Below are 24,375 nucleotides of genomic sequence, written 5' to 3' on the forward strand. Positions count from 1 at the left end.
GGGGAGCATAAGCATGACCATGATTTTCTTTTCTCTTTTCCGTTTGAAAATGCCAAAGCGATAATGGCAGTATAAAGATTTATATTTCCTCTCACTATGATTCCACGGAAAATATCCAGTGCGTCACGGGTAGAGATCTCTGTGTTCTCTTGTGAGAATATTACAGACAAGAGGGTTAGGGCGGGGATGAACCCCGCAAAACATATGAGTGGGCCGATATAGTCACCAATCTTGGAACTTGGGTGTCCCAATGATGAAAGCAGATGCTGATAGAATGATATTGTCTGGGACTGACTATATTCCTCTTTTTTTCCCATGCGAGTTTTTTTTCGTACCTTTGCAATCTCATCATCAACATCCCGCGAAGCAGTATGGAAATAGAGAAGATCGCAACGTTTCATTCGCCTTTCGGCAGTAAGTTTGGCATTCCCAAGCAGAGCGGCATCGTGCCGGAGCTGCGTGGAGAGATCGTCTTGGAGAAGGCCTACCGCAACCCCGACGCGCTGCGCGGCATCGAGGACTTTGACTATCTGTGGTTGGTGTGGGGCTTCTCAGCCAACCGCCATGCGCCTACCAGTCTCACCGTGCGGCCGCCGCGCCTTGGCGGCAATGAGCGGGTGGGTGTCTTTGCCAGCCGCAGTCCTTTCCGACCTAATGGCCTCGGGCTGTCGTCGGTACGCCTCGACCGTGTCGAGTGGGACACCCCACGCGGACCGGTGCTCCATGTGCTCGGCGCAGACCTGATGGACGGCACGCCCGTCTACGACATCAAACCTTACGTGACCTATGCCGACAGTCATCCCGAGGCACGCAGCGGCTTCGTTGACCGGCGGAAGTGGCAGAAGGTGGAGGTGGACATACCGGCGAATGTCCTCGCCCAGCTACGGGCGGCAGGATTCACGGAAGAAGATATTACGGCCCTGCGTGCCGTGCTTGAGGAGGATCCACGGCCACAGATACAGCGGGGAGAAGACAAGGAGTATGGAATGCCTTTTGCCGGACTCGACATCAAGTTCCAAGCTGTGGGTGGGAGACTGGTGGTAAGAAGCCTCACCAAAGGCCTCGCCAGCAGCCTCACCCCCCTCGCCCCCTCTCCAAAGGGAGAGGGGGAGTGAAATGCTGCAAGGGGTCAACAGGGATTAGAGAGCTTTCCTCAAAGTACTCCAAAAGGCGTAGCCTGCTTGGAGGATCTGAGACTCTGTGTGAGAAAAATGTATTTTGTTAATGATAAGTTAGAATGTAAGGAATCGATAAGCGAAGAATTATTCAGACAAAAACACCTCCGCGAGAACTTGCAATCTGGAGAATGAAAAATCGATGAAATAAGGGGCTATGGGTCAGAAAAGGACTTTGAGGGTGAGAAAACAGTGATTTTATGACATCATCTCAGTAGTTTTACCTTGTCAGAAAGCCTTTTTGATGAGGTCAAACAACTGAGATGATCAAAAATTCTCTAGAGAATTTTGTGAGAAATGGGCACTTTTGCATTCGGCTTCAAATGATTTTATTCGTAAATCATACCATTTTAATCATAACATATTGATTATCATCGGTTTGCGAAAAAGCTCGGAAATACCGTGAAATTGAGACAAAAATGCACTCTCGTTCAGAAAATCGTCGCCACGAGGGCGGAAAATTGTCACTTTATCCAACAATTAACCATAGACAGATTTCGTTGAGAGCAGGGGAGTCTACGCGTCTCGCATCACGATTGTCTTTGCCAATATTTGAGTTCGTGAAGCGGGACGCGTCACTCGACGACATGCCATGCCACCTTCGTCTTTCCTTTTACGGTCAGTTTCCTTTGTTTGTCGTTCCATAGGAGCCGGGTGAGCTGGTACTTTCCCTTCTTGTAGTCGTAGGAGATGCCGTCGTCGTGATAGAGGGTAAACGAGGCATCGGCACCGGGGAAGACCAGAGCGGTGACAGGTTTGCCCTCTTGCGCGTCGGAGTACTCGACGACGTCGGAGACGGGGATGACCGTTCCGGCCTTGACGAAGAGCGGCAGACGGTCGATGGTCACCACCACGGTGAGCCACTGGCCGCCTTCGTAGCGGCGATGCGTCCAATAGTCATACCATTGGCAACCACGGGGCAGATAGACGCTTCGCGTCGTCGTTTCAGACATCGGATGCGTCACGGGACAGACGAGAAGGGAGCCGAAGAGATACTCATCTTTCATGTCGAGCACCGTGGTGTCGTTGGGGAAGTCAAAGGCCAGGGGGCGTGCCATGGTGTAGTTGCCCCGTGTCTGTGCCGCTGCCATGCTGTAGATATAGGGCAGCAGGCGGTAGCGCAGCCTGATCATCCGCAGAATGGCATCGTAGTAAGGCGTACCGGGCTCACCAAAGCGCCAGATCTCGCGTGGCGTGTCGCTGCCATGGGAGCGGAGCATCGGCAGGAAGGTGGCCCACTGAAACATGCGCACGTAGTATTCGCGATAGGCCTTGTCGTTTACTCCGTCCGGAAACTCACCTTTGTAGAACCATCGGTGGCCGTCGTCGCGTGTGAAGAACGAGCCCACGTCGACCGTCCAGTAAGGATTGCCGGTGGCCATATAGTTCAGTCCGGATGGTATTTGCTGGCGGAAAGAAGCCCATGAGGCATGGGTGTCACCATTCCACACCACGGTAGCATAACGTTGCTGTCCTGCCCAACTGCTACGCGTGAGGTTGAGTACGCGCTTGCGGTCGGTGGTAGCCCGCTGGTTGTCGTAGAGGCCACGGGCGTGGTTGAGAGAGTAGAGCTGGCTGCGCTCAGCACCGAGGGTCTCGCTGAGGATCTGCGTGTTGAGCTGCCATCGCCGTTGCTGATCATCCCATCCATAGGGATGTCCGTCCACGGGCTGCGGTATCTGATTCCAGTCGCCGTCGAGCGGTTCACTGCTGTCGCACCACCAGGCATCGAAGCCATTGCGGAAAAACTCGCGGTCGGCATACTGCCAATAGAGTTTGCGGGCATTCGCGTCAAAGGCGTTGTAGACCGAGTGCTCGAGCATATAGCCCCTTTTCCGGAAGTCGTCGGCTTCGGGACAGTACTGCGGGTTGGGCCAGATGCTTACCATCAGCTTGGCGTGAAGACTGTGGATGGTATCGGCGAGAGCCTTGGGACTGGGATAGAAACGAGGGTCCATCTTCATGTATCCCCAGCCCTGTGGCCAGTAGTTCCAGTCCTGCACGATCATGTCGAGCGGCACGTGACGCCGGCGGTATTCGCGCACCGTGGCGATGAGCTCAGCCGAAGACGTGTAGCGCTCTTTCGACTGGATATAGCCAAAGGCGTAGCGGGGCAGCATCTCTACACGCCCTGTGAGGTATCGGTAGCCGCCCACCACCTCGTCGAGTCGCTTGCCGGCAATGAAGTAATAGTCGAGTTGGCGGGCTGCCTCCATCTGCATGGAGAACGTGTGGCCGCTGGATGTGTATTTCATCGCGCAGCCTACGTCGAAGAGTAGGCCGTAGCCCTGTGGCGAGAGAAGCACGGGGATGGTGATCTTCAGGTTGTGCTGAGTGAGCCACAGCGTCTTGCCGAGCAGGTTCATATAGTCCTCCATGTGTGAGCCCAGCCCATAGAGTGCCTTTGTTCCCGGGCAGGCGAACGAAGAGAAAAAGCGTGTGGAGTGTCCGATGGTGTCGGTGCGGATGGCCTTTTTCACGGTCACCTGTCCGTTGGCAGTCTGCTCGGCGTGTGCCGTGCGGTCGTCATAGACGGTACGTGTCTGTATGACGGGCTCAGCCCTGCGCTGTGTCTCTTCCAGCAGCACACGTCCGGTTTTTCGGTCTGTGAAGGTGATGGCTGTCGTCTTGAGGTCGACGCTGACCTTCAGCACCGACGAGCGCAGCACGCGGCATCCGTTTTCTCTGGTCTGGCGAATCGCTACCTGATGGGGAGAATAGATACACACGCCGGTAGCGTTGCCCGGCAGCTGACCGTCGGGCGACCATTGCACTCTGACGATCGACGGTGTGACAAACGTGACCTTCACGTCAGCGGCACGGAGTGCTGACGATGAGAGAAGGATCAGGAAAAGAGTAAGAATCGCTGATCTGTTCATCGCATCTGCCACCAGTCAAAGTTAAACAAATTGCGTTTCTGGCGATCACCACCGCGGAAGACCAGGTAGAGGTCGTGAACACCCTTGGCTCCGGTCAGAGAGCACGTGAACTTCTGATACTGAAACTTGGTGTTAGGAACATTTACGGTACCTGCCAGAGCACCATTCACAGAGTCGAGTCTCACCTCGATACGACCGCCATAGAGCTGGGCGGAACAGGAGGCCGTGAACTCATGCGCTCCTTTCCGGAAGTCCACGCCCTTGACGAGGATATACTCACCGTCGTCGATGTCGGTGACAAACGGCGTGTCGTTCCATGGTCCCGAAGGGTTCTCGCGCGTGGTTTTCAGTCCGTAGCCCCATGCCATCGTCTCAGCCTCCACGCGCCGGAAAGGATTGAAGGTGCCCACCTGCCGGAGCGTGCAGTCCTGGAAATAGGGCAGTTCCACGATGGTGCCGTCGGGGCGGTAGGTCATCTCAGCCGCGGAGACAGAGCGTCGCTCGGCATGTCGGCTTGTTTCCAACCGAAGAATGTCGTAGTTGAGTCCAAAGCAATAGGAGCGTCCCTTGAAGTCGATGATGCCGGGGTGGTTGCCGCGTGTGCGTGGCGTATGGTTCATGATATGGCCTTTGTAGGTCCATGGACCTGTGGGTGAGTCGCTCATGGCGTAGCCGATTCCCTCGGGACAGCAGGTAGAGGCAAAGGCCATGTAGTAGTGGCCCTTGCGCTTATAAAACCACGGGCCTTCCTGATAGTCCTGGATATGGGGCATCTGCATGATGTCGCCACTGGTGGAGATCATGTCCTGGTTGAGTTTGATGCAATAGAGATGCGGGTTGCCCCAATACATATAGGCTTGTCCGTCGTCATCAATAAACACAGTCGGGTCGATGTCGTACCAGTGCTCTTTCTGCCAGACGAGCGGCTTGCCCAGCGGATCGACAAAGGGACCGTCGGGCGAGTCGGCTACCAGCACGCCAATGCCGTGGCCATGGATGGGACAATACATATACCATTTGCCGTTGCGCTCCACCACGCATTCGGCCCATGCACCATTGTCGCCCTTGTACCACTTGAAGTCGCGCAGCGAGGCCACTGCGCCGTGATCCTGCCAGTTGACCATGTCGGTGGACGTGTAGAGCAGCCAGTCGCGCATCTTGAAGCCCTCGGCGTCGTCTTCATCGTGGGTGGTATAGAGATAGACGGTGTCGCCGTGGACATAGGGGGCCGGGTCGGCGGTGTACTTGGTTTGGATGATCGGCATGTTCAAGTCATGCTGTGCCCATGCCATTGTACTGATGGCACTGGCAAGGAAGAGTAATAATGTAGATTTAGTTTGCATCGTGATAAGATTGTATCTGATGCAAAGATAGTGTTTTTCTTTCTGAATGAGGGAATGAGAAATATCAAATACTTGTCTTGATGTATCTGTAATAGGGAGAATGTCTCAAGCGCATCATACTTTTGTATAACCAACAAAAGTATAGCCTGAGACAGCGGATAAAGGAATGATGGATCGTTTCTCCTGCAACACTCACCCCTTGAAGCATTTCACTCCCCTCTCCCTTTGGAGAGGGGGTAGGGGGGTGAGGCTGTAGGTTAGGGGGTGAGGCTGTTTATTGTCCCACACCTTTCATCGTCAGCGCGATGCGATGGCGGCGCTTGTCAACTTCGAGCACCTTTACTCTGACGTGCTGGTGGAGCTTGATCACATCGTTGGGATCCTTGACATAGCGGTTGGCGAGCTGGGAGATATGAACCAGTCCGTCCTGATGGACACCGACGTCGACAAAGGCACCGAAGTTGGTGATGTTGGTCACAATGCCGGGCAGTTCCATGCCGGGAACCAAGTCGTCGGGAGTCTTCACGCGCGGATCAAACTCAAAGGTTTCTATCTTGTCGCGTGGGTCAAGGCCTGGCTTCTCCAACTCCTTCATGATGTCGCGCAGCGTGGGCAGTCCCACGGTGGATGTCTTGTAGCGGTTGAGATCGATCTTCTTGCGCTCCTCGGGATTTTTCATCAAGTCGATGACACGGCAGCCGCAGTCCTTGGCCATCTGCTCCACGATAGGATAGCTCTCGGGATGCACGGCACTGGCGTCGAGCGGGTTCTTCGCTCCGGGAATGCGCAGGAAGCCCGCACACTGCTGATAGGCAGCCGGGCCGAGGCGCGGCACTTTCTTCAGTTGTGCGCGAGAGGTGAAGGCACCGTGCTCCTTGCGGTAGTCGACGATGTTCTGAGCCAAAGCCGGACCGAGTCCGCTGACGTAGGTGAGCAGGTTTTTGCTCGCCGTGTTGAGGTTCACGCCCACCGAGTTGACACAGAGCTCGACGGTCTGATCCAGGCTGTGCTTGAGTTTGGTCTGATCCACGTCGTGCTGGTACTGTCCCACGCCGATACTCTTCGGGTCGATCTTCACCAGTTCTGCCAGTGGGTCCATGAGTCTCCGTCCGATGCTTACGGCACCGCGCACAGTGACATCCTCGTTGGGAAACTCCTCACGGGCGGTCGCTGAGGCCGAGTAGATGCTGGCGCCATCCTCGCTGACCACGTAGACGGGGATGTCGGGAATCTGTCGCAGGATGTCCGCCGTCTCGCGCGATGCCGTGCCGTTGCCCACGGCGATGGCCTCGGCTCCGTAGCGGTGGGCGATGTCGGCAAAGCGACGGAGTGCAGCCTCACTGCCTCCATGACTGTCAGCGATATGTCCGGTGGCAAAGACCACGTCGTGAAAGAGCAGATTGCCTTGTGCGTCGAGCATCACCACTTTGCATCCCGTGCGGATTCCCGGGTCGACGCCCATGACGCGCTTCTGTCCGAGTGGGGCTGCAAGCAGCAGCTGGCGCAGGTTCTCACGAAACACCTTGATGGCCTCGTCGTCGGCTTTCTCTTTGCTCAGCGCGGAAAACTCTGTCTCCATCTGCGGGCCAAGGAGACGCTTGAAAGCATCGTCGATAGCCTCGCTGACGATCGTCTGGCAAGGTCCCGTGCCGTGGATATAGTGTCGTTTGAGTTTGTCGGTGCACTCCTCATCGTCGGCACTGATGGTCACGCGCAGCACGCCCTCGGCCTCGCCACGGCGCATGGCCAGCAGACGGTGGGAGGAGCAGCGGCGCAATTCCTCGCTGAAGAAGAAGTAATCGGAATATTTCTGGGCTTCGTCCTCGTCGCGCATCTTCGGCACCACGCGTGAGGCAATGGTAGCCTCTCGGCGGAAGATGCCTCGGACAGCCTGTCGCGAGCCCTCGTCTTCGCTGACGCGCTCGGCGATGATGTCCTGAGCGCCTTTGATAGCTTCGGCTGCGTTCTTGACCTCACCTTTGACAAAGCGTTTGGCAGCTTCCTCGGGATGACGCTCAAACTGCATCATCAGCGTGTTGGCCAACGGCTCCAGTCCACGTTCGCGGGCTACCTGTGCCCGTGTGCGCCGCTTGGGCTTGAAGGGCAGATAGAGGTCTTCGAGCTCTGTGGCATTCCAACTGGCCGTGATGCGGTCGCGCAGTTCGTCGGTGAGTTTGCCTTGTTCCTCAATGGTTTTGAGAATGGTGTCCTTGCGCTTCTGCAACTCTTTGAGCTTGTCGTTGAGATCGCTGATGGCAGCTACCTGCACCTCGTTGAGGTTGCCGGTAGCCTCTTTGCGATAGCGGCTGATGAAGGGAATGGTACAGCCCGCGTCGAGCAGGTCGAGCGTAGCGTCGACCTGCTCGGCACGGATATGAAGATGTTCGGAAATAAACGGAGTGAAGGTGTTCATCGAATCTTGTTTTTAGTGATTAGGAAGATCATGGTGCGGCTGTCGGTGTCAATTCCTGCACAGAATGTTGCAGACCTTGTCTTGAAACCGTCGGCCGTTGATGCCATGAAGCAGTCCCTGGTTGATGATAGAAAAACAGATATGGTGGCCGTTAGCGGCGGTGAGATAACCACAGAGCGAACTGATTCCCGTCACGGTACCCGTCTTGGCGTGGACGTTTCCGCGGGTGAAAGAGCCCTGCATGCGGCTGCGGAGGGTGCCGTCGCGCCCGGCGATGGGCAGTGCCTGGTAGAGGTGGTTATAGATGATGGCGTTGCTGAAGGCATAGCGCAGGAAGCGCACCTCCAGCTCCGGACTGACATAGTTGTAGAGCGAGAGCCCCGAACCGTCGGCAAACTGATAGTTGGCAGGGTTGAGTCCTACCTTGCTGACGAGTTGGCGGATGACCGACCGGGCGTCTCGTGCCGTTGCCGGCCGGTTACCCGTGGAGGCGGCTATCTGATAGAACATCGACTCGGCGTAGAGGTTGTCGCTCTGTTTGAGCATGCGCATGAGCACCTGGTCGATGGTGTGGAAGCGGCTGACGATGCAGTAGGCGTCCTGTGGTTTGCAAGCCTCGCCGAAGACACCCGTCACGACAATGCCCGCCTTGCGCAGCTCAGCACTGAAGCGGTCCATGAACAGATCCTTGCGGCCGATGAGCAGAGGCGAGAGCGTCGGGTTGTCGTCGTCCCAGCACCATCCCTCACCAAGCGTGTCGCGGTCCTTCATGGTCAGGTCGGCATAGACATTGCCGCGGATGGTGTCCACGCCCATTTTGCGCAGAGCCTCGACAAGAGCCCGCAGGTCGTCGCTGTTGAACCGTGGGTCGAAGCCGCCCACGCAATAGACATTGCCATGCAGCACACAGGAGTCTACTTTGCCCGTATAGCACAGTTCGGTCTTAAACTGGTAGCTGCCGCCGAGACGGTCCAAGGCTGTGATGGCGGTGATGACCTTCAGCGTGGAGGCGGGGCGAAGGAGCTGCCGCTCATTGTGGCGGTAGATGGCTGAGTCGGCATCGAGGTCATAGACCATCAGTCCCACTTGGGAAGTCTGGAACATGTCGTCGCGGAGCAACGCGTCGATAGCCGTCTGCACGTTTCTCGGCCAGGGCAGTGTGTCGTTTTTCACCACTGCTGAGTCGCTCCAAAGAGAGTCTACGGCCGTGCTGTCGTTTTCTTTCTCTATCTCAGAGTTGGCTACCTGTGCCTTGGCGGGCAGCGTGAGCGTCAGTGTGAAAAGCCATGCGAGGAGCAGGCCCAGGTATTTTGTTGTTGTCTTGCTGTTTGTCTTCAATACTCTCATGTCGTTTAGTCAATATCCTCCTTTTCTTCTTGGTCATCTATATGTTCGTCGTGTATGCGGCTGCGCAGACATCTGAGAAACGAATCCTCGTCGTTGGGCTCCGCGCTGGTCAATTTTCCGGTGCCATACTCGATGAGCAGATAGTGCACCAGTCCCCATGTTGTCGTCATTGGACGGATGGCACGGATGTCACTCAGCGGTACCCGTATGTCGTGGAGGAAACGTCCGCGGTGGATGATCAGGTCATGGCCGCGCAAAATATAGCATGAGTGGAGTACCCGCTCAATGACAGCCACCAAGGCCGCGACGACAATCAGTGCCGCAAGGATGCCTTTTGTCCAAAACAGGTAAAAGGCAAGCAGTGACAGAATGATGATGCCACTCTTGGCGCCCAGGGTGAATCTGTGTTGAAAAGTACGGTCCATAATCTAAAGGAAAAAAGTATGCTTTCGCCTTACAAAATCTTTTTAAATGCAAAATTACAAAGATTATTATAATGCGATTGCATTCATTTAGATAATATTTAGTAATTTTGCACCAATTAATAGTTGCAAGACTATCACAGTCAAATCATTACGCGTCATGACTTATAAATATGACTTTCTGATTATCGGTGCCGGTATTGCCGGCATGAGCTATGCCCTGAAAGTGGCAAAAGCTAAGAAAGGTAAAGTATGCATCATCTGCAAGACCACTCTTGACGAGGCCAACACTCGTTTCGCCCAAGGCGGTGTGGCCTCTGTCACTAATTTGGAACTTGACAATTTCGACAAGCATATCCACGACACCATTGTCGCCGGTGACTATATCAACGATGTCGATGCTGTCAAGCAGGTCGTCACCAAAGCACCCGAGCAGATCAAGGCTTTGGTGGAGTGGGGCACCAACTTCGACAAAAAGAACAATGGCGACTATGACCTCCACCGCGAGGGCGGTCACTCGGAGTTTCGTATCCTCCACCATGCCGACGATACCGGCGCTGAGATACAGCGTGCGTTGATGGCTGCCGTGAGAGCGAACCCTGACATAGAGATCAAGGAGAACCACTTCGCTGTGGAGATTATCACGCAGCACCATCTCGGCGCGCGTGTCACCCGCCGCTCTCCTTATATATATTGCTACGGTGCCTATGTGCTCAACCCGGAGAACAAAGTTGACACCTACCTGAGCCGTGTCACGGTGATGTGCACCGGCGGGTGTGGTGCCGTCTACCAGACAACCACTAACCCCGTGATCGCCACCGGCGACGGTGAGGCTATGGTCTATCGTGCCAAGGGTACGGTGAAGGATATGGAGTTTGTGCAGTTCCATCCCACTTCGCTCTATCATCCCGGTGAGACGCATCCTGCCTATCTCATCACAGAGGCTATGCGTGGCTACGGTGGCATACTGAAGCTGCCAAACGGTGAAGCCTTCATGAAGAAGTATGACGAGCGTGGCTCGTTGGCTCCCCGAGATATCGTGGCACGCGCCATCGACAAGGAGATGAAGAAAAACGGTATCGACCATGTCTACCTCGATGTGACGCATAAAGACCCGGAGGAGACCAAGCACCACTTTCCAAATATCTACAAGAAGTGTCTGTCCATCGGCATCGATATTACCAAGGAGATGATACCCGTGCGCCCCGCTGCTCACTATATGTGCGGTGGCATCAAGGTGGATCTCAATGGTTGCTCAAGCATCGAGCGACTCTATGCCATCGGCGAGTGCTCATGCACGGGACTGCATGGTGGCAACCGACTGGCCAGTAACTCGCTTATCGAGGCTGTCGTCTATGCCGACGCCGCTGCCAAGCATAGCATAGAGCATGTCGACGACTATGACTTCAACGACAAGGTGCCGGAGTGGAATGATGAAGGTACGCTCACCAATGAGGAGCACGTGCTCATCACGCAGGCTAATAAAGAGGTGGGAGAGATCATGTCGAACTATGTGGGCATCGTGCGCTCCGACCTGCGGCTGAAGCGTGCGTGGGATCGTCTCGACTTGCTCTATGAGGAGACGGAGTCTCTCTTTAAGCGTGTGAAGATCTCGCGTGACCTCTGCGAGCTTCGCAACATGATCAACGTGGGCTATCTCATCACGCGTATGGCCATTGAGCGCAAGGAGTGTCGCGGTCTGCACTACACCATCGACTATCCGCTGCACGCGTATGATAAGAAATGATTATTAGCGCGTGACAGAAGATACTTCTTTCTCAGACTTCATTGAAGGGAGCTTCACAGCTCCCTCCAGTGACTATACCGGCTTTGAAAAAATTGCCGACGGGGCTATCTGTACCCTGTGGCGGGCTAACAAGGACGGACAGCGGTATGTTGTCAAGTCTTTGCAAGCCGAATACCGGGATCAGACACAATATATTGCAAGGCTGAGAAAGGAGTATGATATTCTTTCAATATTCGACAGTCCTTACGTCGTGAAGGCTGTGGACTATTGTCGTATTCCCCTTTATGGCATGTGCCTCGTGATGGAGTGGATCGACGGTGTGACGCTCAAACAATGGCTCTATGGACCCTGTTCGCCTGATTTTCCTCGGTTGCCAAACATGGTAGAGCGGCGGCGGGCGGCACTTGAGATCGTCAGGGCTGTGGAGTATATTCATTCCCTGCAAGTGGTGCATCGTGACTTGAAGCCTTCCAACATCATGGTCACACGGACCGGACGACAGGTGAAGCTGATCGACTTCGGACTTGCCGACACCGACAGCTTCACCATCTTTAAGGAGCCGGGGGGCACGAAGGGGTATATAGCACCCGAACAGCGTAAGATCTCGGTGACGGACGAGCGAAACGATGTCTATAGTCTTGGCATCATCTTGCAGGAGATGAGGCTCGGAAGGATGTGGCGGGGTATCATACACAAGATGCTCAAGCCCATTGACCAGCGTCTTGGTCATGTCAGTGATGTCATCGTTTTGCTGCATCGCCGTACACGTTTCGTCAGTGTCTTGACGGGATTGTGCTTGGCAGTGGCACTCTTCGGAGGTGGCTTCTGGACTTGGGACCGCATTGTCAATCCGCGACCGCACTTCGAGGTGGTGACGCGTTTTCAGTATTCCAACATGATCTTTGAGTCGTGGGGTGGGGGTAAGGTCACGATTCGCCCGGCCATCAATACGGAGGAGGTCGTGGAGATACCGAGTAAGATGTCTTACGATGGATTTAGTTATCAAGTAGACGAGATTACCTTCAATGCTTTTAAAGATGATAGAAATCTGCATTCTATCATTATTCCCGGTGGCGTACACCTGATGAAAGGCGCTTTCAAGCATTGTCCTAACCTTAGGGATATCTATATCCGTGGCAACCGGCCGCCTCGTATCGGCAACGAATATTGGCCGGCAGATATCAATGATGTCTTCGATGCCTCGCACTTCTCTTCTGTGCGCATCCATATTCCCAAGCATAGCCGTGCGGCTTATAGCGACTATCCTTGGACTCTGTTTAAGCATTATGTGCTGTATTAAACGGAAATCTCTGTCTTTTTCATTTCAATAGTTACGACCTTCCTGCCCCCTTTCAATGGGGAAGGTTGTTTTAACTCCCCCCTAAGAGGGGTAGGGGGGCATCTATCTTGTCAAGCTGAATTTGATGCTCAGTCCGAAGTCCTGCGTCGTCGTCGGGTAGCTGTTTGACGAGAGCAGTGGCGTGTTGGTCTGACGGTCGAGATAGAAGCTCATGGTAAGAAGTTTAGAAAGTGTGTAGTCAGCCATGAGCGAAAACTTGAAGGCCGTGTTGCCGCTGCTGGCCGTGGAGCTTACCGTAGCGATGTCGCGGAGAATGCTGGCCTGCTTACGATAGGAGAGATCGAGGCGTATGTTCAGATCGTGGTTGGCACGTCCACGGGCATTGTTGCGGTTTGTTTGACTGTTGCTATTGTTGTTGCGACTGTTGTTGCCTTTTCCGCTGCTCTTCACACTGCGGTTTGTTCCCCCGCCACCGAAGAGATTGAAGTTGTTGATGCGATAGCCCAAGCCGAAGGTCCAGTCTTTGCTTACAGCCTCGTTGATCTGTGCACTTGTCATCGAAAGGGCGAGAACGCGTGTCTGGCTGTACTCTAATTTTGCGGTGAGGTTGTTTTGGAGCGTCACGTCGACACCGAGCAGCGGGGCAAAGGCCTCGTTGATGCTCACCGTAGAGATGTTGTACATCGAGCTGGGAATAGGATTGCCCGTCGTGGCGTCTGTGATAAAGCCCATACCTGGTCCCATGAGAGCCATGAATGTGGAGTAGCTCTGGTAGGAGCCGATGGCGAAGATGCTCTTGTAGCTGTGGTTGAGGTTGACACTCTTGAAGATATCCCGTAGCCATGGCAACTTGCCCAGTCCACTGTAGCGCAGTGTCCAGTTGGGGAGCATGTGGGCCAGTGACGGGAAGAGTTCAAGTCCGCTGTTCATGCGTGTGTAAGCTTTGAGGAAAGCCGGAATCATCACGTCGGCACTGTAGCCGTTTACTCCGCCGTTGGCCGCGTCGAAAGTCTTGCCCGCGAGTGTCGTGCCCTCGGGATAGACAGTGCCGGCATAGCGGTTTTCCACGCGCTGGCGGAAAGCGTCGAGCGAAGCGCAGAACTTCTCAAAGGTCTTGCTGCGGAAGCCATTGCTGGCGTTGCCCATACCCTCGAAAGCCGAACCGAGAGAGAGCGTGGTCATTGTGAACGTGCCGGTCTGTGTGGTTGGATTACCTACATACATATATTGTATGCTCTTAGCCGTGGTGTTGGTGCGGCTGGCGTTGAGGTCAATCTTCAGGTTCTTGATGGGCTCAAGCGTCATCCTTAACTGCAAGTCCTCGGTATTGTTGGTCGTGGCCGGCGTGGCTACGCTGTCAGCCATGAGCAGCCAACCGCGATTCTTAGCTTTGTCGATGTAGCTGTCGCCCATCAAGCCAAAGGCAAAGTCCAGTCCTGGCGAGAGGACGCCCGCATTGGTGTTCTTGGTCTGTCCAAAGGCGTCACCGATGTTCGGCATGAAACCGGGCAACGCCATCGAGTATTGATTGCGATAAGACACGCTGACACTGCGCACCATCATAGCCACGCGAGCCAGCACTTGAGCCGTCTTGTACCACGCTTTCTCATCGAGTGCCGGCTTAGCCATCACAGAGAGCTTCAGCTTGGTGACGGAGTCCACCTTATTTATAATACGTATACGGTTGTCGTCGAGTTTGCGGAAGCGCAGCTTCACCTTATGTCCCTTCTCATCTTTTGCCGCGACGATGAGCCGTTTGGTGTGCTTGCCGTGGCTGACGATAAGGGTGGTGTCTGGGCGCAACGTGATCTCCTTCTCATAGGTGTTGCGGTTGCGGGGCAGTTGCCTCTTCTTTTCTTCTTCGGCTTTGTTCTTGGCACGCAACTCTTTCACCGCCTGGTCAGGATCCTTGCCCTCGGCGATGGCTTTCTTGCGTGCTTCTTCCTCGGCTTTCTGTTGCTTTTGCCTGTTGGCCTTGGCCTGCTCTTTTTGTTTCTTCTGTTGGTTGATCTGATATTGGCTCGTCTCCCTGTTGAAGCGCTCGTTGGTCTTTTTGAGGAAAGGAATATGGTTGTAGAGCTTCACGAGATCAAAATTGCCCGTGACGTTGAGCTGACGGTTGTTCTGAATCGTATTGCCCAATGATGTGCTGTCCTCCAGCATTGTGCCGCGTACCCAGCTGTAGTTGGAGTTATACGTCGCATTGGATGTCACCCAGTCGAAGATCGGGATGAGGTTGAGTGGCAGCTGATACGACAGATTGAAGTTTTGCTGATAGTCGAGCGGTGTGCCGAAATGTCTGATGCTCTGCCATACGCTGTCCTTCCACGCTTGGTACTGCGTGGGGTAGAGATCTTTGTTGATAGCCGTGTACGGTTCCTCTATCTCGGCATGTGTGGCACTTTGGAAACTCATGTGGATGTTCTTGGTGAAGTCCCAGCGGAGTTGGAATTCACGGTTCCAAAGGAACTGCTCGGAGAACGTCAGTGGCAACTGATTGTTTTCCGTCGCCTCCATGTCACGCTCCTGAAACTCATAGTAAGAGCGGGTCATCTCAGAGTTGAAGCTTACGCTTTGTGGCAGATAGTTCAGTCCCAGTCGCTTTGGCAGGTCCACCCATTTGCTCTTGCTTTTCATTTTACGGAACGGCTCCCACGTCTTGTACACAGGTGTCCAGGCGTAGTTTATCGCTCCACGCCAGTCGTCCTCGTTCTCGTAGACTGTTGTCTCTCCCTGCTTATGAGAGTGGGAGTGACTGTAGGAGAAAGAGAAGTTGGCAGGATCAACGGGTGTGGGATGCCGCTGGTTCTGAATGCCGATACGTGCATTGGAAATAGAGAAATTGGTGGTGATAGCCTTCGTCACGGCGATGTTCTCGATGGAGTCGTGCTCCTGCTTGTCGGCCGTGCTCTCAAGCGCATCCTTGAGGAGCATGTCGGTGTCGAGGGGATTGTATTTGGGGCGGGTGACCTGCTTGGTGACACTGTAATAGAGCGGTGCCGACACCTTTGCCTTGTCGGGGAAGAACTTTCCGAGTTCGAGGCTTGTGGTAAACGCTACGTTGCTTTGGTCGTCGGTGGTGCGCTCGCTGACACCGCTCTCCAGTCCGCCGAAGCCTTGCGAAACATATCTGCCCTGCATGTTCATGGTTCCGAGGTCAGAGAGTTGTACGTTGAGGTTGCCGTTGGCTGCCCATCCTCCTGCGTTGTTGTATTCTCTGAGACGAAGCTCATTGATCCATATCTCGCCGCTTTTCTGCTCGGCACTGAGGTTGCGCACACCGATGATCATCGTCTTCACCTCGCCAAGTGTCGGGTTGCCCATCACGGTGACCTTGTTTTGCGGATGGTCACTGTCATATCCAGTGTAAGGACGGGCAAAGGATGCCAGCCCCTGAGCTTTCTGAAGGTTGCGTTCCTTCTTGATCTTGGTGAAGAGCGAGAGCGGAATGTCGAGCATGTTGTCCTCAGGCCATACCTCACGTGCGGCATCAGCCGAGAACCGGCTATACGAGCCAGGCGCGGTGAGCTTCAAAGGAATCTCGTATTCATAGTAATTGCTCTTATAGTCTGAGCCCAGTCGGATGAATACGGCGAGCTGGTTGTCCTGAAGGTTGGTAGTGTTCTGCTCATTGGCATTGGCGTGCACAAACATTTGCAGGCGTTTGTATTGGCGCAGGTCGAGCGTTGTATTCTTATATACGCACTTCGACTCGCCGGAGGAGAGCTGACTGACATTGATGTCGAGAGCCTGCTCGTTGTCCTGTACAAGTTGGGTGTTGCTGGGATCCTGTCCGCGCTTGATGCCCGGTGGCAGCACATAGTTGACAGGTTTCTTGTCGCTGTTCTCCTCGATGTTGACGGATGCTGTCGTCATCGTTCCTGTCTGTGCCCCACTGTTGTCGAGGTTCTGCTCATAGACGCGCCAAGTGCCACGCACGAGGTCAAGGCTGCCGAAACGGAGGATGACGGGGTGCTTAAAGCCTGTGAGGAACATGCGCATGAAACGGATGCTCGTGAAGTCGTTGATGTTGCCTACTCGCTGCTCAAATTCCTTGAGAGGGATACGGAAGAGATACCAGTCGATTTCTGTGTCGTTCTTGCCGTTGCGTAGCGTGGGCTTTGTCTCGCGCTTGTCGACGATAAAGTTCTTGCCAATCTCCAGATCCTCCGGGCGGATGGAGACATGGTATTGGAAGTATTTCTCATATTCGTTGAGTGTATAGTCCTGATTGATATCCTCCACGTCAGGCGTGCTCTTAATAGAGGTATCGTAGCGCTCAGTGCGCCCATCGCTGTCGGGCGAGTTGCCCTGCGGGTTGTTGATGTATTTATACCGGCGGAGGATGCTGGCCTTCATGTCGTCATAGTCCGACCCGCGGAAATAGTGATAGTCGTCGTGAGCCGGATCCGCCCAGATGGAGTCCCACACAGCTTGGTTGACCTTACCTTGTACCGCTTTGAGGAAGTCTTGATATGAGTCAAAAGTTTGCTCCTCGCTGTCGTTGAGTCCGTTGAGTCCCACATCTTGCAAGGCACGGCTGCCTTTGGTAGTGGCGAAGGCATAAGTGACATTGGTCGTTGTCGGCACCTTGCCCCACTGTGTGGTAACAAAGCTGTTGGAGCCGTCGACAGGCATGCTGCTTTCAGCGAATTTTTTCCCGTCGTGGAGCACGTCTTCCGACACTTCACCGAGATCGATATAGAAGTCACCGCCATAGTCGCTGGCGTTGCCGGCTTGACGTGTATGGATAAATGGATCCATCATCCAAAACTCTACATACTCTATGTTGGCCGTTTGGAAGTCGTTGGTGTCGAGCTTGCGCATCATACCGCCCCAGTGGCGTGTTGGGTTGTTGAGCGAGCCGTCGGCGGCGAGATCCGGGTTGAAGTTGTAAGGGCCACGCTCGTTGGGGTAGTAGGCAAGGTTGAGCACGGATATTGTCGATGTGGCTCCGTTGTAAGTGCTTTGGTCGCGGTTGGGATAGAGCTCCTTGATGTAGACTTCGCGCACGTAAGGGTCGCTGAGCTGGTTGAGGTCGCTCTTGATGTGCCCTGGGGTGAGTGAGGAACTTAGACGGGTGAAGAGCGGGTCGATGGTGTACCAGGCAAGCAGCGAGCGGTTGAAACCTGAGCGCAGCGTGGCATTGTCGGTATGTTCAGGAAACATCGACGGCACACTCGAGAGTTGCCAGTTGTAAGGTGTGGAGACATCGATCTTGTCTGTCGTGTTCTCAAAGTCGTCGAGATAGGAAGCGTTGTCCTGCGTGCCATGGCTCTGTCCGGCGATGAGTTGTGCAAACTCACCAGTGAAAGAGATCTGTGAGGGTTGGGTCAGATGGAGCAATGGCAGCTTGTCGAGCATGTTGGTGAGCCACTGGCTCTCGTGCTTCCAGTTGAGGTTGAGACCCCATAGTGTGTTGTTGACCGGCTCGGCACCCATCGATACCTTTGTGGTGAGTGCCTGCTCAGAAAGATGTTGGAGCGTTCCCGAAAGTTGGAAGTTCTTGGAGAAGTCATACTCCCAGTTCATGCCGAACATTGTTTTCCGCTCTTGAGCATAATCGCTTTGGCTCTCCAACGACACGTTGACAGCAGTGCCCGCGTCGATGATGCTTTGGTTGAGGATGGTTACTTCTCCTGCACTATAATCCACGCTATAGTCTGACCCTTCGGTAAGCTTCACGCCTCCGGCGGTGACGACGACAGATCCTTGTGGCACGTTGTAAGCACCGAGAGAGATGACATTGGCCTGTGTGCCGCGGAACTGTCCCTGCAACAGATATTTGTCTTTCTCGGCAATCTGCTTGGCAATGGTCTTCGTGGAGTCGTAGAGCTCGGTGAAAGCATATTTAGAGGCTGTGGTGGCAGAGACACCTTTGCCGACAAGATAGTTATAGAGATAACTGCCGAAAGGCTCTGCGGCAGGGAAGAAGACACGGCCGTCGCTGACGGTATAGCCCTCGACGAAGTCGAAGTAGCCGTTGGAGTGTGCTTTGTTGTTATTGTCAAGGCGGTCTGCACCGAGTACCTTGATGAGCGTTTGGCTCTTTACCTGTGGTTCGGGGATATAGGAAAGATAGACACCAGTGGTGTCGCTTTGGTATTTCACGTCAAGGCGGAACTTGTCTTTCTCTACAGAGGAAGCCAAGTAGTAGACGTTCTTCATCATCAGCGGCCAGTTGCCTTGTGAGGGATTGTTGCTGGTGTTCTTGAGCGATTTGACGAAAAGAGCTTTGGATGCATCGGTGACATCACTGGCAAACTCGCCGACCTGATAGGTACGCCCGCCGTAGGTATACTCGTAGGCAATGGCAAGTACCTGGTCAGTCTGCAAGGCTGTCTTCAACGAGACGTAGCCCATAGCATTGTTGATACTGTACTCCGACGAGGAGAGCAAGCGTGCACTCTGCAACTTTTCATAGTCGTTGCCGCCCACAAGACCGGCACCGTCAAGCACCGTAGAGGTTTTGTCGATGTCGCGGGCAGTGGCATACTGGCTCGTCAAGGTGTTGTACTCCGTGTTGGCATCATTTGATGGCACAGGCTGCCCCGTTGTTGTCCACTTATTGCTGCTCACCTTGCTGTTCTCGCCGAGGTCTGTCAGTGCAATGATGTTGCGGGTGTTTGCCGTGTTGCCGCTTTTGTTAGTCACCCAGATCTCTACACGGTTGATGGTGACGCCCGTAGTGAGGTTGGGCAGTGTCTTCATGGCCGCGTCGTAGTGATCGTGGAAATAGCGGGCAAGGAAAAAGTGCCGGTTCTCCTCGTAATCAGATGCATCTATTTCAAAGGGAGTGAGCTGCTTGCCACCGGAGCTGGAGACACTCTTCGACGTACTCTTTTTCTGAGAGGCCACCATTTGCAGTTTTAACTTACCAAATTGCATATCCGTGCGGATACCAAAGAGGCTGCTGGAGCCTTGGATAAGGGAAGAGTTGGATGGGAACGAGACATTACCGGCCTCGACGAGTTTGATGATTTCATCTTCCTTGCCATCGTATTTCAACTTCATGTTCTGCGCATCGAAGTCAAAGGTGGCGTCGGTGTTGTAGTTGAGGTTGAGGTTCACCTTGTCGCCGACCTTACCGTTGACGTTGAGGTTGATCTTCTCATCGAAGTCCATTGTGGTGGTCTTGCGGTTGCGAATTGGCAGCGACGGGTTGTCGATATTCTTGAATGTAGCGCCGAATTTCAGTTCTGCTGATCCTTGCGTCTTGATACGCACACCGCCGGGGCCGAAGATCTTCTCCGCCGGTCCCAGGTCGAAGTGCATGTCGGTGAAGTCGAATTTCTCCTTACCTTTAGCCTTGTAGATCTCATCGTTCTTGCCCCGATAATAAGCGTTGCGCCAGTTTTTCTCGCTCCACTTCATATATTCCTCTGGCGACATCATGATGGGAGCGGCAAGATAGGTCGATCCCATCTTTGTGCCAATGATATATACGTTGAGGCTGTCGTTGTAGGTAACTTCGTATTTCAGTCCGTCGGGACGCTTCAAGTCGAGTGCGCTTTGATTCAGATCATCATAGGTGATGGGCATGGTGCGTTGGATCTTCCAGCGCGGATGGAGCAGCGAGTCGGGGATAGAGTCGTCATCGTCTAATAAGGGCTGTGCCTGGGCATGGATGTTGCCTTGCTTGCTGCTGGTGTTTTGTTGGTTAGCATTTCCGTAATTTTGTCTTCTTTGGCTTTGTCTGTTTTGGTTTTGCGGTGTCTTTACCACTTGTGGCGACCAGGGCATAGCAAGGGCATAGCTGACAGTGATGACAGCCAGCACAAGCAATACTACAATATGGTAATGACGATGTCGCAAACTACTTAATTCTTTTTAAAGCTTCCTTGACAACCATTTCCACGGCGAGATCGGGCTGCTCGGTGAGGATGGCGACGACGACCTTTGCGGACGGTGCGGGCGAGAAGCCCAGCATGGTCAGTGCGGCCACGGCTTCGTCCTTCACGGCATTGTTCACCGTCGGCGACTCGTTGCGGCCCGAAGCCACATGGAGTTCGTCGGCGATACCCGATGCAGCAATCTTATCCTTCAAGTCGACAATGATGCGCTGAGCAGTCTTCAGTCCGATGCCCTTCACGCCTTTGATGAGTTTCTCATTACCGCTGGCAATGGCATCGCAGAGCTCTGCCGGCGTAATGGAAGAGAGCATCATGCGGGCAGTGTTGGCTCCCACGCCACTGACGCTGATAAGCATACGATAGAGCTCGCGCTCCTGCCGTGTGGCAAACCCGTAGAGTGTGAAGTTGTCGTCACGGCCGCCGGTCTGAAGCGATTCATGAACGAGGAGTTTCACCTCTTTCTTGCCTTGGATGGCAGTGTAAGTGTTGAGGGAAATGTTCAGAGCGTAGCCTACGCCGGCAGCTTCTACAACGGCAAGAGCTGGTGTCAGCTCGGTCAGCTGACCATGGATGTATTCTATCATTTTTGTTTTTTGTCTTATATATAATAATGTGTGATGATAAGATAACGTGAGAAGCGGGGGATTATTGCATCAGAAGACACGAAGCTGCTGCAAAGCAACAGCAAACAGAACTCAGCAACAAGGCGAAACGAAAGTAGCGATAGTGCCCACCAATAAAAAGCGAGCGAGAGCAAAAGCAGGGCGCGCAAATTTCCCGTTAGAAGTTTGGGCAGATGAAAGGAAAAACGTAAATTTGCAGGTAATTATGGGAAGAAACAAGTTTTCACAAAAGGAAATAGAAAAGATCGGTAAGCTGCTGAGGCTGAAGAACTCGGTTAATCGTGGCAAGCAAAAGCTCATCCGTCATGAGCTGAGAGTGGATTACGAGTTCAACATATCGGACTTCAATGAGCCAGGAAAAGCCTTCGGCGAAGAAGAGTTGCAGGATGCCGTGAAGCGTGGTGCCATTCAGATTCTTGACGAGGCCACCATTGAGGCCATGAAGGCCAAGCGTGCACGCGACAAAGCACGGGACGAGGCTGCCCGTGAGCAAGCAGCCGTGGAAAGCGGTGAGCAGACCGACTGGAAGAAAGCCATGGAAGAATGGCAGGAGTGGGAAAACGAGAAACATCAGAATGATTAATAAATACCAATAAATTGCAAGGAAAAGCTTGCTTTTAAGGAAATATTGTTACCTTTGCACTAGAAGGAACGTAAGAAGTACCAGTTACTTCATCGTTTCTAAGAAAATATTGTTACCTTTGCACGGTATGACGATAGACATTCGTTTGTAAGATATACAATCGCCAGCAAGATGATCTATTGCTCGCATATATTTCATCGTTCATAGACATACAACCATTCGCAAGATATACAACCAATAATACAACCAATAAGAGAAATGAAGAAGATCAGAGCTGCTGTAGTTGGCTATGGCAATATAGGCCACTACAGCGTACAGGCGCTTGAGGCTGCGCCCGATTTTGAAATTGCCGGCATCGTGCGTCGTCAGGGCGGCAAGGACAAACCAGCAGAGTTGGCTGCCTACGAGGTGGTCGATGACATCGCCAAGTTGAAAGACGTGGATGTGGCTATCCTTGCTACGCCGACACGTGCTTGCCCCGACCTTGCAGAGAAGATTGTGGCTTTGGGCATCAACACCGTTGACAGCTTCGATATTCACACGTCGATACTCGACTACCGTACCCGTCAGATGGAGAACTGCAAGAAAGCAGGCCGTGTGAGTGTGATCTCGGCAGGATGGGATCCGGGTTCGGACTCTATCGTACGTGTGCTGTTGGAGAGCCTTGCACCGAAAGGACTTAGCTACACCAACTTCGGTCCTGGTATGTCCATGGGTCACAGCGTGGTAGCACGCTCCAAGAAGGGCGTGAAGAATGCGCTTTCCATGACCATTCCATTGGGCGAGGGCATTCATCGCCGTATGGTCTATGTGGAATTGGAGGAAGGCTACACCGTGGAGCAAGTCTATGACGAGCTTAAGGCCGACGACTACTTTGCTCACGACGAGTTGCATGTCTTCGCTGTGAAGAGCGTCGACGAGGTGCGTGACATGGGTCACGGCGTGCACATGACCCGTAAGGGCGTGAGCGGCAAGACACAGAACCAGCGCTTCTCCTTCGATATGAGCATCAACAATCCGGCACTTACCGGTCAGGTGCTTGTCAACGTAGCCCGTGCCTCCATGCGTTTGCAGCCGGGATGCTACACCATGCCAGAGATTCCTGTCATCGACATGTTGCCGGGAACGCGTGAGGAAGTGGTAGCTACACTCGTCTGATCTTTAGCCTATTCGGGCAAAAACTATAAAGTCTATTATGCCAATCGTGCATAATAGACTTTATTTTTTTTTGCCCCTTAGCTTTCGAGTACTCTACCTTATTTATATAGGATTCTCCTCTTATGTTTTATGATATTCTCTTCCTTAGCTTTAGAAGACTTTGCCCTATTGCTGTTGGGAATACAGTTTGATGACGTTTACTTCCGGCCATGCTCCGAAGCGGAAGGGCACAGTGCCACCGATGCCCAGCGAGACATAGAGCATGGATCCGTCTTCAACATATTTTCCTCCCCATTCATTGTAGGCCCATTTGGCGGGTGAGAAGCGCCCCACGCGTATCTGTCCAGCATGGGTGTGCCCCGACAATGTCAATGCTATGTCAGTCTGATGGAGCACACCGCGCCGCCAATGACTCGGGTCATGGCTGAGCAGTACCTTGAACATGCCTTTGGGTAAGTCTCCCAAAGCCTTATGCAGATCGCCATAGTCGGGGAAAGGCGGACGACTGATATTCTCTACCCCGATGAGTCCGATAGCATCTTCGCCACGACGGATGACTACATGGTCGTTGAGCAGCAGATGCCATCCAGCTTTCTCCTCCAAGTATTTCAGAACGTTTTGGTTCCGGCGGATATTGTACTTGCTTTTATCCTCGCCATATTCGCAATAGTCGTGGTTGCCCATGACGGAAAACACACCGTCGCGGGCCGACACCTCTTTTAATATATGCTGGAAAGGAATGACTTCCTCGGCACTGACATTGACAAGGTCACCGGTAAAAACCACGAGGTCGGGATGCTGCTCGTTGACGATGCGTACCATTTTGTCGATGAAGCTTCGGTTGCGCAGAAACGTGCCGATGTGGATGTCGCTGAGTTGTACGATGCGGTAGCCGTCGAACGACTCTGGCAGCAGAGGAGACGTGCAGGAGGCTGTCTTCACTACGATGTGGCGCCAGCCAAAGAAAAAGCCGTAGGCGGCCAGCATGTTCCATGCAATGGGTAGTGGCAATGCCCATCGCCAACCCACAAAAGGCCATAGTGCCAAAAATAGAAGTCCTGGTATGCCGATGATCAGCACCAGTCCATAGGCTAAGCGCATGAATGTATTGTGAGGAAGATGCATTGTCTTATATTGAGAGTTGGATGTTTATTGATGGTGCTCTCTATTCCGGATGGATAGGAGAGAAACCGAATGTGGCGACGATCGGCAGATGGTCGCTGAACCCATTGAGATAGCGCGGGCCGAGGTAGTTGCGCCGAGGTTTCACGCCACCATATTTCTCGTCGGGCTCCAGCAGAAAGGGTGCGTCGTGGATGTGGCAGTCAACGAGTTGTCGTGCAGATGTTGCGTCGCAAAGTATATGGTCGAGACTGCCCCACAGACCATGATAGCGGTATGTGCCTTTTCCTGTTTTCCTATTTTGCGCCACCCAAGACCGATTTTATGGTCAGTTAGATACAGTTCTCTCAAGACGCGTTATTTTTTAGCGTCATTTTGCAACACAATGTCGTATAATTCCTTTTGTTTGC

General features: G+C 53.5%; 13 protein-coding genes and 1 pseudogene. 5 read left to right on the top strand and 9 right to left on the bottom strand.

Going from position 1 to position 24,375, the window contains the following annotated elements; translation table 11 throughout:
- Positions 1-371: 371 nt before the first annotated feature.
- Positions 372-1,115 (top strand): tRNA (N6-threonylcarbamoyladenosine(37)-N6)-methyltransferase TrmO, encoded by a 744-nt coding sequence (gene tsaA / locus FYJ73_RS06820; RefSeq protein ID WP_154533968.1) that lies wholly within the window; start codon positions 372-374, stop codon positions 1,113-1,115.
- A gap of 635 nt (positions 1,116-1,750) precedes the next feature.
- Here the strand turns inward: tsaA and FYJ73_RS06825 are convergent.
- The 5 genes from FYJ73_RS06825 to FYJ73_RS06845 all read right to left on the bottom strand — a co-directional run bounded on the left by FYJ73_RS06825 (position 1,751) and on the right by FYJ73_RS06845 (position 9,582).
- Positions 1,751-4,054, bottom strand: coding sequence for a glycoside hydrolase family 31 protein (locus FYJ73_RS06825; protein WP_154533969.1), 2,304 nt, complete (start codon positions 4,052-4,054; stop codon positions 1,751-1,753).
- The gene (locus FYJ73_RS06830) at positions 4,051-5,397 is read right to left on the bottom strand and encodes a glycoside hydrolase family 43 protein (RefSeq protein ID WP_419471135.1); all 1,347 of its coding nucleotides are present in this window, start codon (positions 5,395-5,397) and stop codon (positions 4,051-4,053) included. Before FYJ73_RS06830 ends, FYJ73_RS06825 begins: the two co-directional genes overlap by 4 nt.
- A 274-nt stretch (positions 5,398-5,671) precedes the next feature.
- Entirely contained in the window at positions 5,672-7,810 is a 2,139-nt protein-coding gene (locus FYJ73_RS06835) for a Tex family protein (RefSeq protein ID WP_154533970.1), read from the bottom strand.
- Positions 7,811-7,858: 48 nt separating this feature from the next.
- The gene (gene dacB / locus FYJ73_RS06840) at positions 7,859-9,157 is read right to left on the bottom strand and encodes a D-alanyl-D-alanine carboxypeptidase/D-alanyl-D-alanine endopeptidase (protein WP_154533971.1); all 1,299 of its coding nucleotides are present in this window, start codon (positions 9,155-9,157) and stop codon (positions 7,859-7,861) included.
- A gap of 5 nt (positions 9,158-9,162) precedes the next feature.
- Entirely contained in the window at positions 9,163-9,582 is a 420-nt protein-coding gene (locus FYJ73_RS06845; RefSeq protein WP_154533972.1) for a PH domain-containing protein, read from the bottom strand.
- A 157-nt stretch (positions 9,583-9,739) separates the two neighbouring features.
- Between FYJ73_RS06845 and nadB the strand changes: the two genes are divergently transcribed.
- Entirely contained in the window at positions 9,740-11,326 is a 1,587-nt protein-coding gene (gene nadB, locus FYJ73_RS06850) for an L-aspartate oxidase (protein WP_154533973.1), read from the top strand.
- Between the two features lie 10 nt (positions 11,327-11,336).
- Positions 11,337-12,626, top strand: a complete 1,290-nt coding sequence (locus FYJ73_RS06855; protein ID WP_154533974.1) for a protein kinase domain-containing protein — start codon at positions 11,337-11,339, stop codon at positions 12,624-12,626.
- Between the two features lie 102 nt (positions 12,627-12,728).
- On the opposite strand, the gene sov is transcribed toward FYJ73_RS06855, so the two are convergent.
- Both sov and ruvA read right to left on the bottom strand, forming a co-directional pair.
- Positions 12,729-20,168: a T9SS outer membrane translocon Sov/SprA gene (sov, locus tag FYJ73_RS06860; RefSeq protein WP_473733510.1), complete on the bottom strand. Its 7,440-nt coding sequence runs from the start codon at positions 20,166-20,168 to the stop codon at positions 12,729-12,731.
- 274 nt (positions 20,169-20,442) lie between these two features.
- A complete protein-coding gene (gene ruvA, locus FYJ73_RS06865; RefSeq protein WP_154533976.1) occupies positions 20,443-21,063 on the bottom strand; it encodes a Holliday junction branch migration protein RuvA in 621 nt (206 codons plus the stop codon).
- Positions 21,064-21,307: 244 nt separating this feature from the next.
- Here ruvA and FYJ73_RS06870 point away from each other — a divergent pair, with 244 nt between their 5' ends.
- A complete protein-coding gene (locus FYJ73_RS06870) occupies positions 21,308-21,685 on the top strand; it encodes a hypothetical protein (protein ID WP_154533977.1) in 378 nt (125 codons plus the stop codon).
- A 258-nt stretch (positions 21,686-21,943) separates the two neighbouring features.
- Positions 21,944-22,843: a diaminopimelate dehydrogenase gene (locus tag FYJ73_RS06875; RefSeq protein WP_154533978.1), complete on the top strand. Its 900-nt coding sequence runs from the start codon at positions 21,944-21,946 to the stop codon at positions 22,841-22,843.
- A gap of 165 nt (positions 22,844-23,008) precedes the next feature.
- On the opposite strand, the gene FYJ73_RS06880 is transcribed toward FYJ73_RS06875, so the two are convergent.
- Both FYJ73_RS06880 and FYJ73_RS06885 read right to left on the bottom strand, forming a co-directional pair.
- Positions 23,009-23,968 carry a metallophosphoesterase gene (locus tag FYJ73_RS06880; RefSeq protein ID WP_235899266.1) on the bottom strand — a complete coding sequence of 320 codons (960 nt, stop codon included), beginning with the start codon at positions 23,966-23,968 and terminating at the stop codon, positions 23,009-23,011.
- Positions 23,969-24,008: 40 nt separating this feature from the next.
- Positions 24,009-24,251, bottom strand: a pseudogene (locus tag FYJ73_RS06885) (endonuclease/exonuclease/phosphatase family protein); the annotation flags it as partial.
- Positions 24,252-24,375: the final 124 nt, after the last annotated feature.

It is taken from the genome of Hallella mizrahii, assembly GCF_009695775.1.
GTDB lineage: Bacteria > Bacteroidota > Bacteroidia > Bacteroidales > Bacteroidaceae > Prevotella > Prevotella mizrahii.

Coding starts and splice junctions, on each gene's coding strand:
- tsaA (WP_154533968.1), top strand. CDS start 372: ATGGAAATAGAGAAGATCGCAACGTTTCATTCGCCTTTCGGCAGTAAG.
- FYJ73_RS06825 (WP_154533969.1), bottom strand. CDS start 4,054: ATGAACAGATCAGCGATTCTTACTCTTTTCCTGATCCTTCTCTCATCG.
- FYJ73_RS06830 (WP_419471135.1), bottom strand. CDS start 5,397: ATGCAAACTAAATCTACATTATTACTCTTCCTTGCCAGTGCCATCAGT.
- FYJ73_RS06835 (WP_154533970.1), bottom strand. CDS start 7,810: ATGAACACCTTCACTCCGTTTATTTCCGAACATCTTCATATCCGTGCC.
- dacB (WP_154533971.1), bottom strand. CDS start 9,157: ATGAGAGTATTGAAGACAAACAGCAAGACAACAACAAAATACCTGGGC.
- FYJ73_RS06845 (WP_154533972.1), bottom strand. CDS start 9,582: ATGGACCGTACTTTTCAACACAGATTCACCCTGGGCGCCAAGAGTGGC.
- nadB (WP_154533973.1), top strand. CDS start 9,740: ATGACTTATAAATATGACTTTCTGATTATCGGTGCCGGTATTGCCGGC.
- sov (WP_473733510.1), bottom strand. CDS start 20,168: ATGCCCATCACCTATGATGATCTGAATCAAAGCGCACTCGACTTGAAG.
- ruvA (WP_154533976.1), bottom strand. CDS start 21,063: ATGATAGAATACATCCATGGTCAGCTGACCGAGCTGACACCAGCTCTT.
- FYJ73_RS06870 (WP_154533977.1), top strand. CDS start 21,308: ATGGGAAGAAACAAGTTTTCACAAAAGGAAATAGAAAAGATCGGTAAG.
- FYJ73_RS06875 (WP_154533978.1), top strand. CDS start 21,944: ATGAAGAAGATCAGAGCTGCTGTAGTTGGCTATGGCAATATAGGCCAC.
- FYJ73_RS06880 (WP_235899266.1), bottom strand. CDS start 23,968: ATGCATCTTCCTCACAATACATTCATGCGCTTAGCCTATGGACTGGTG.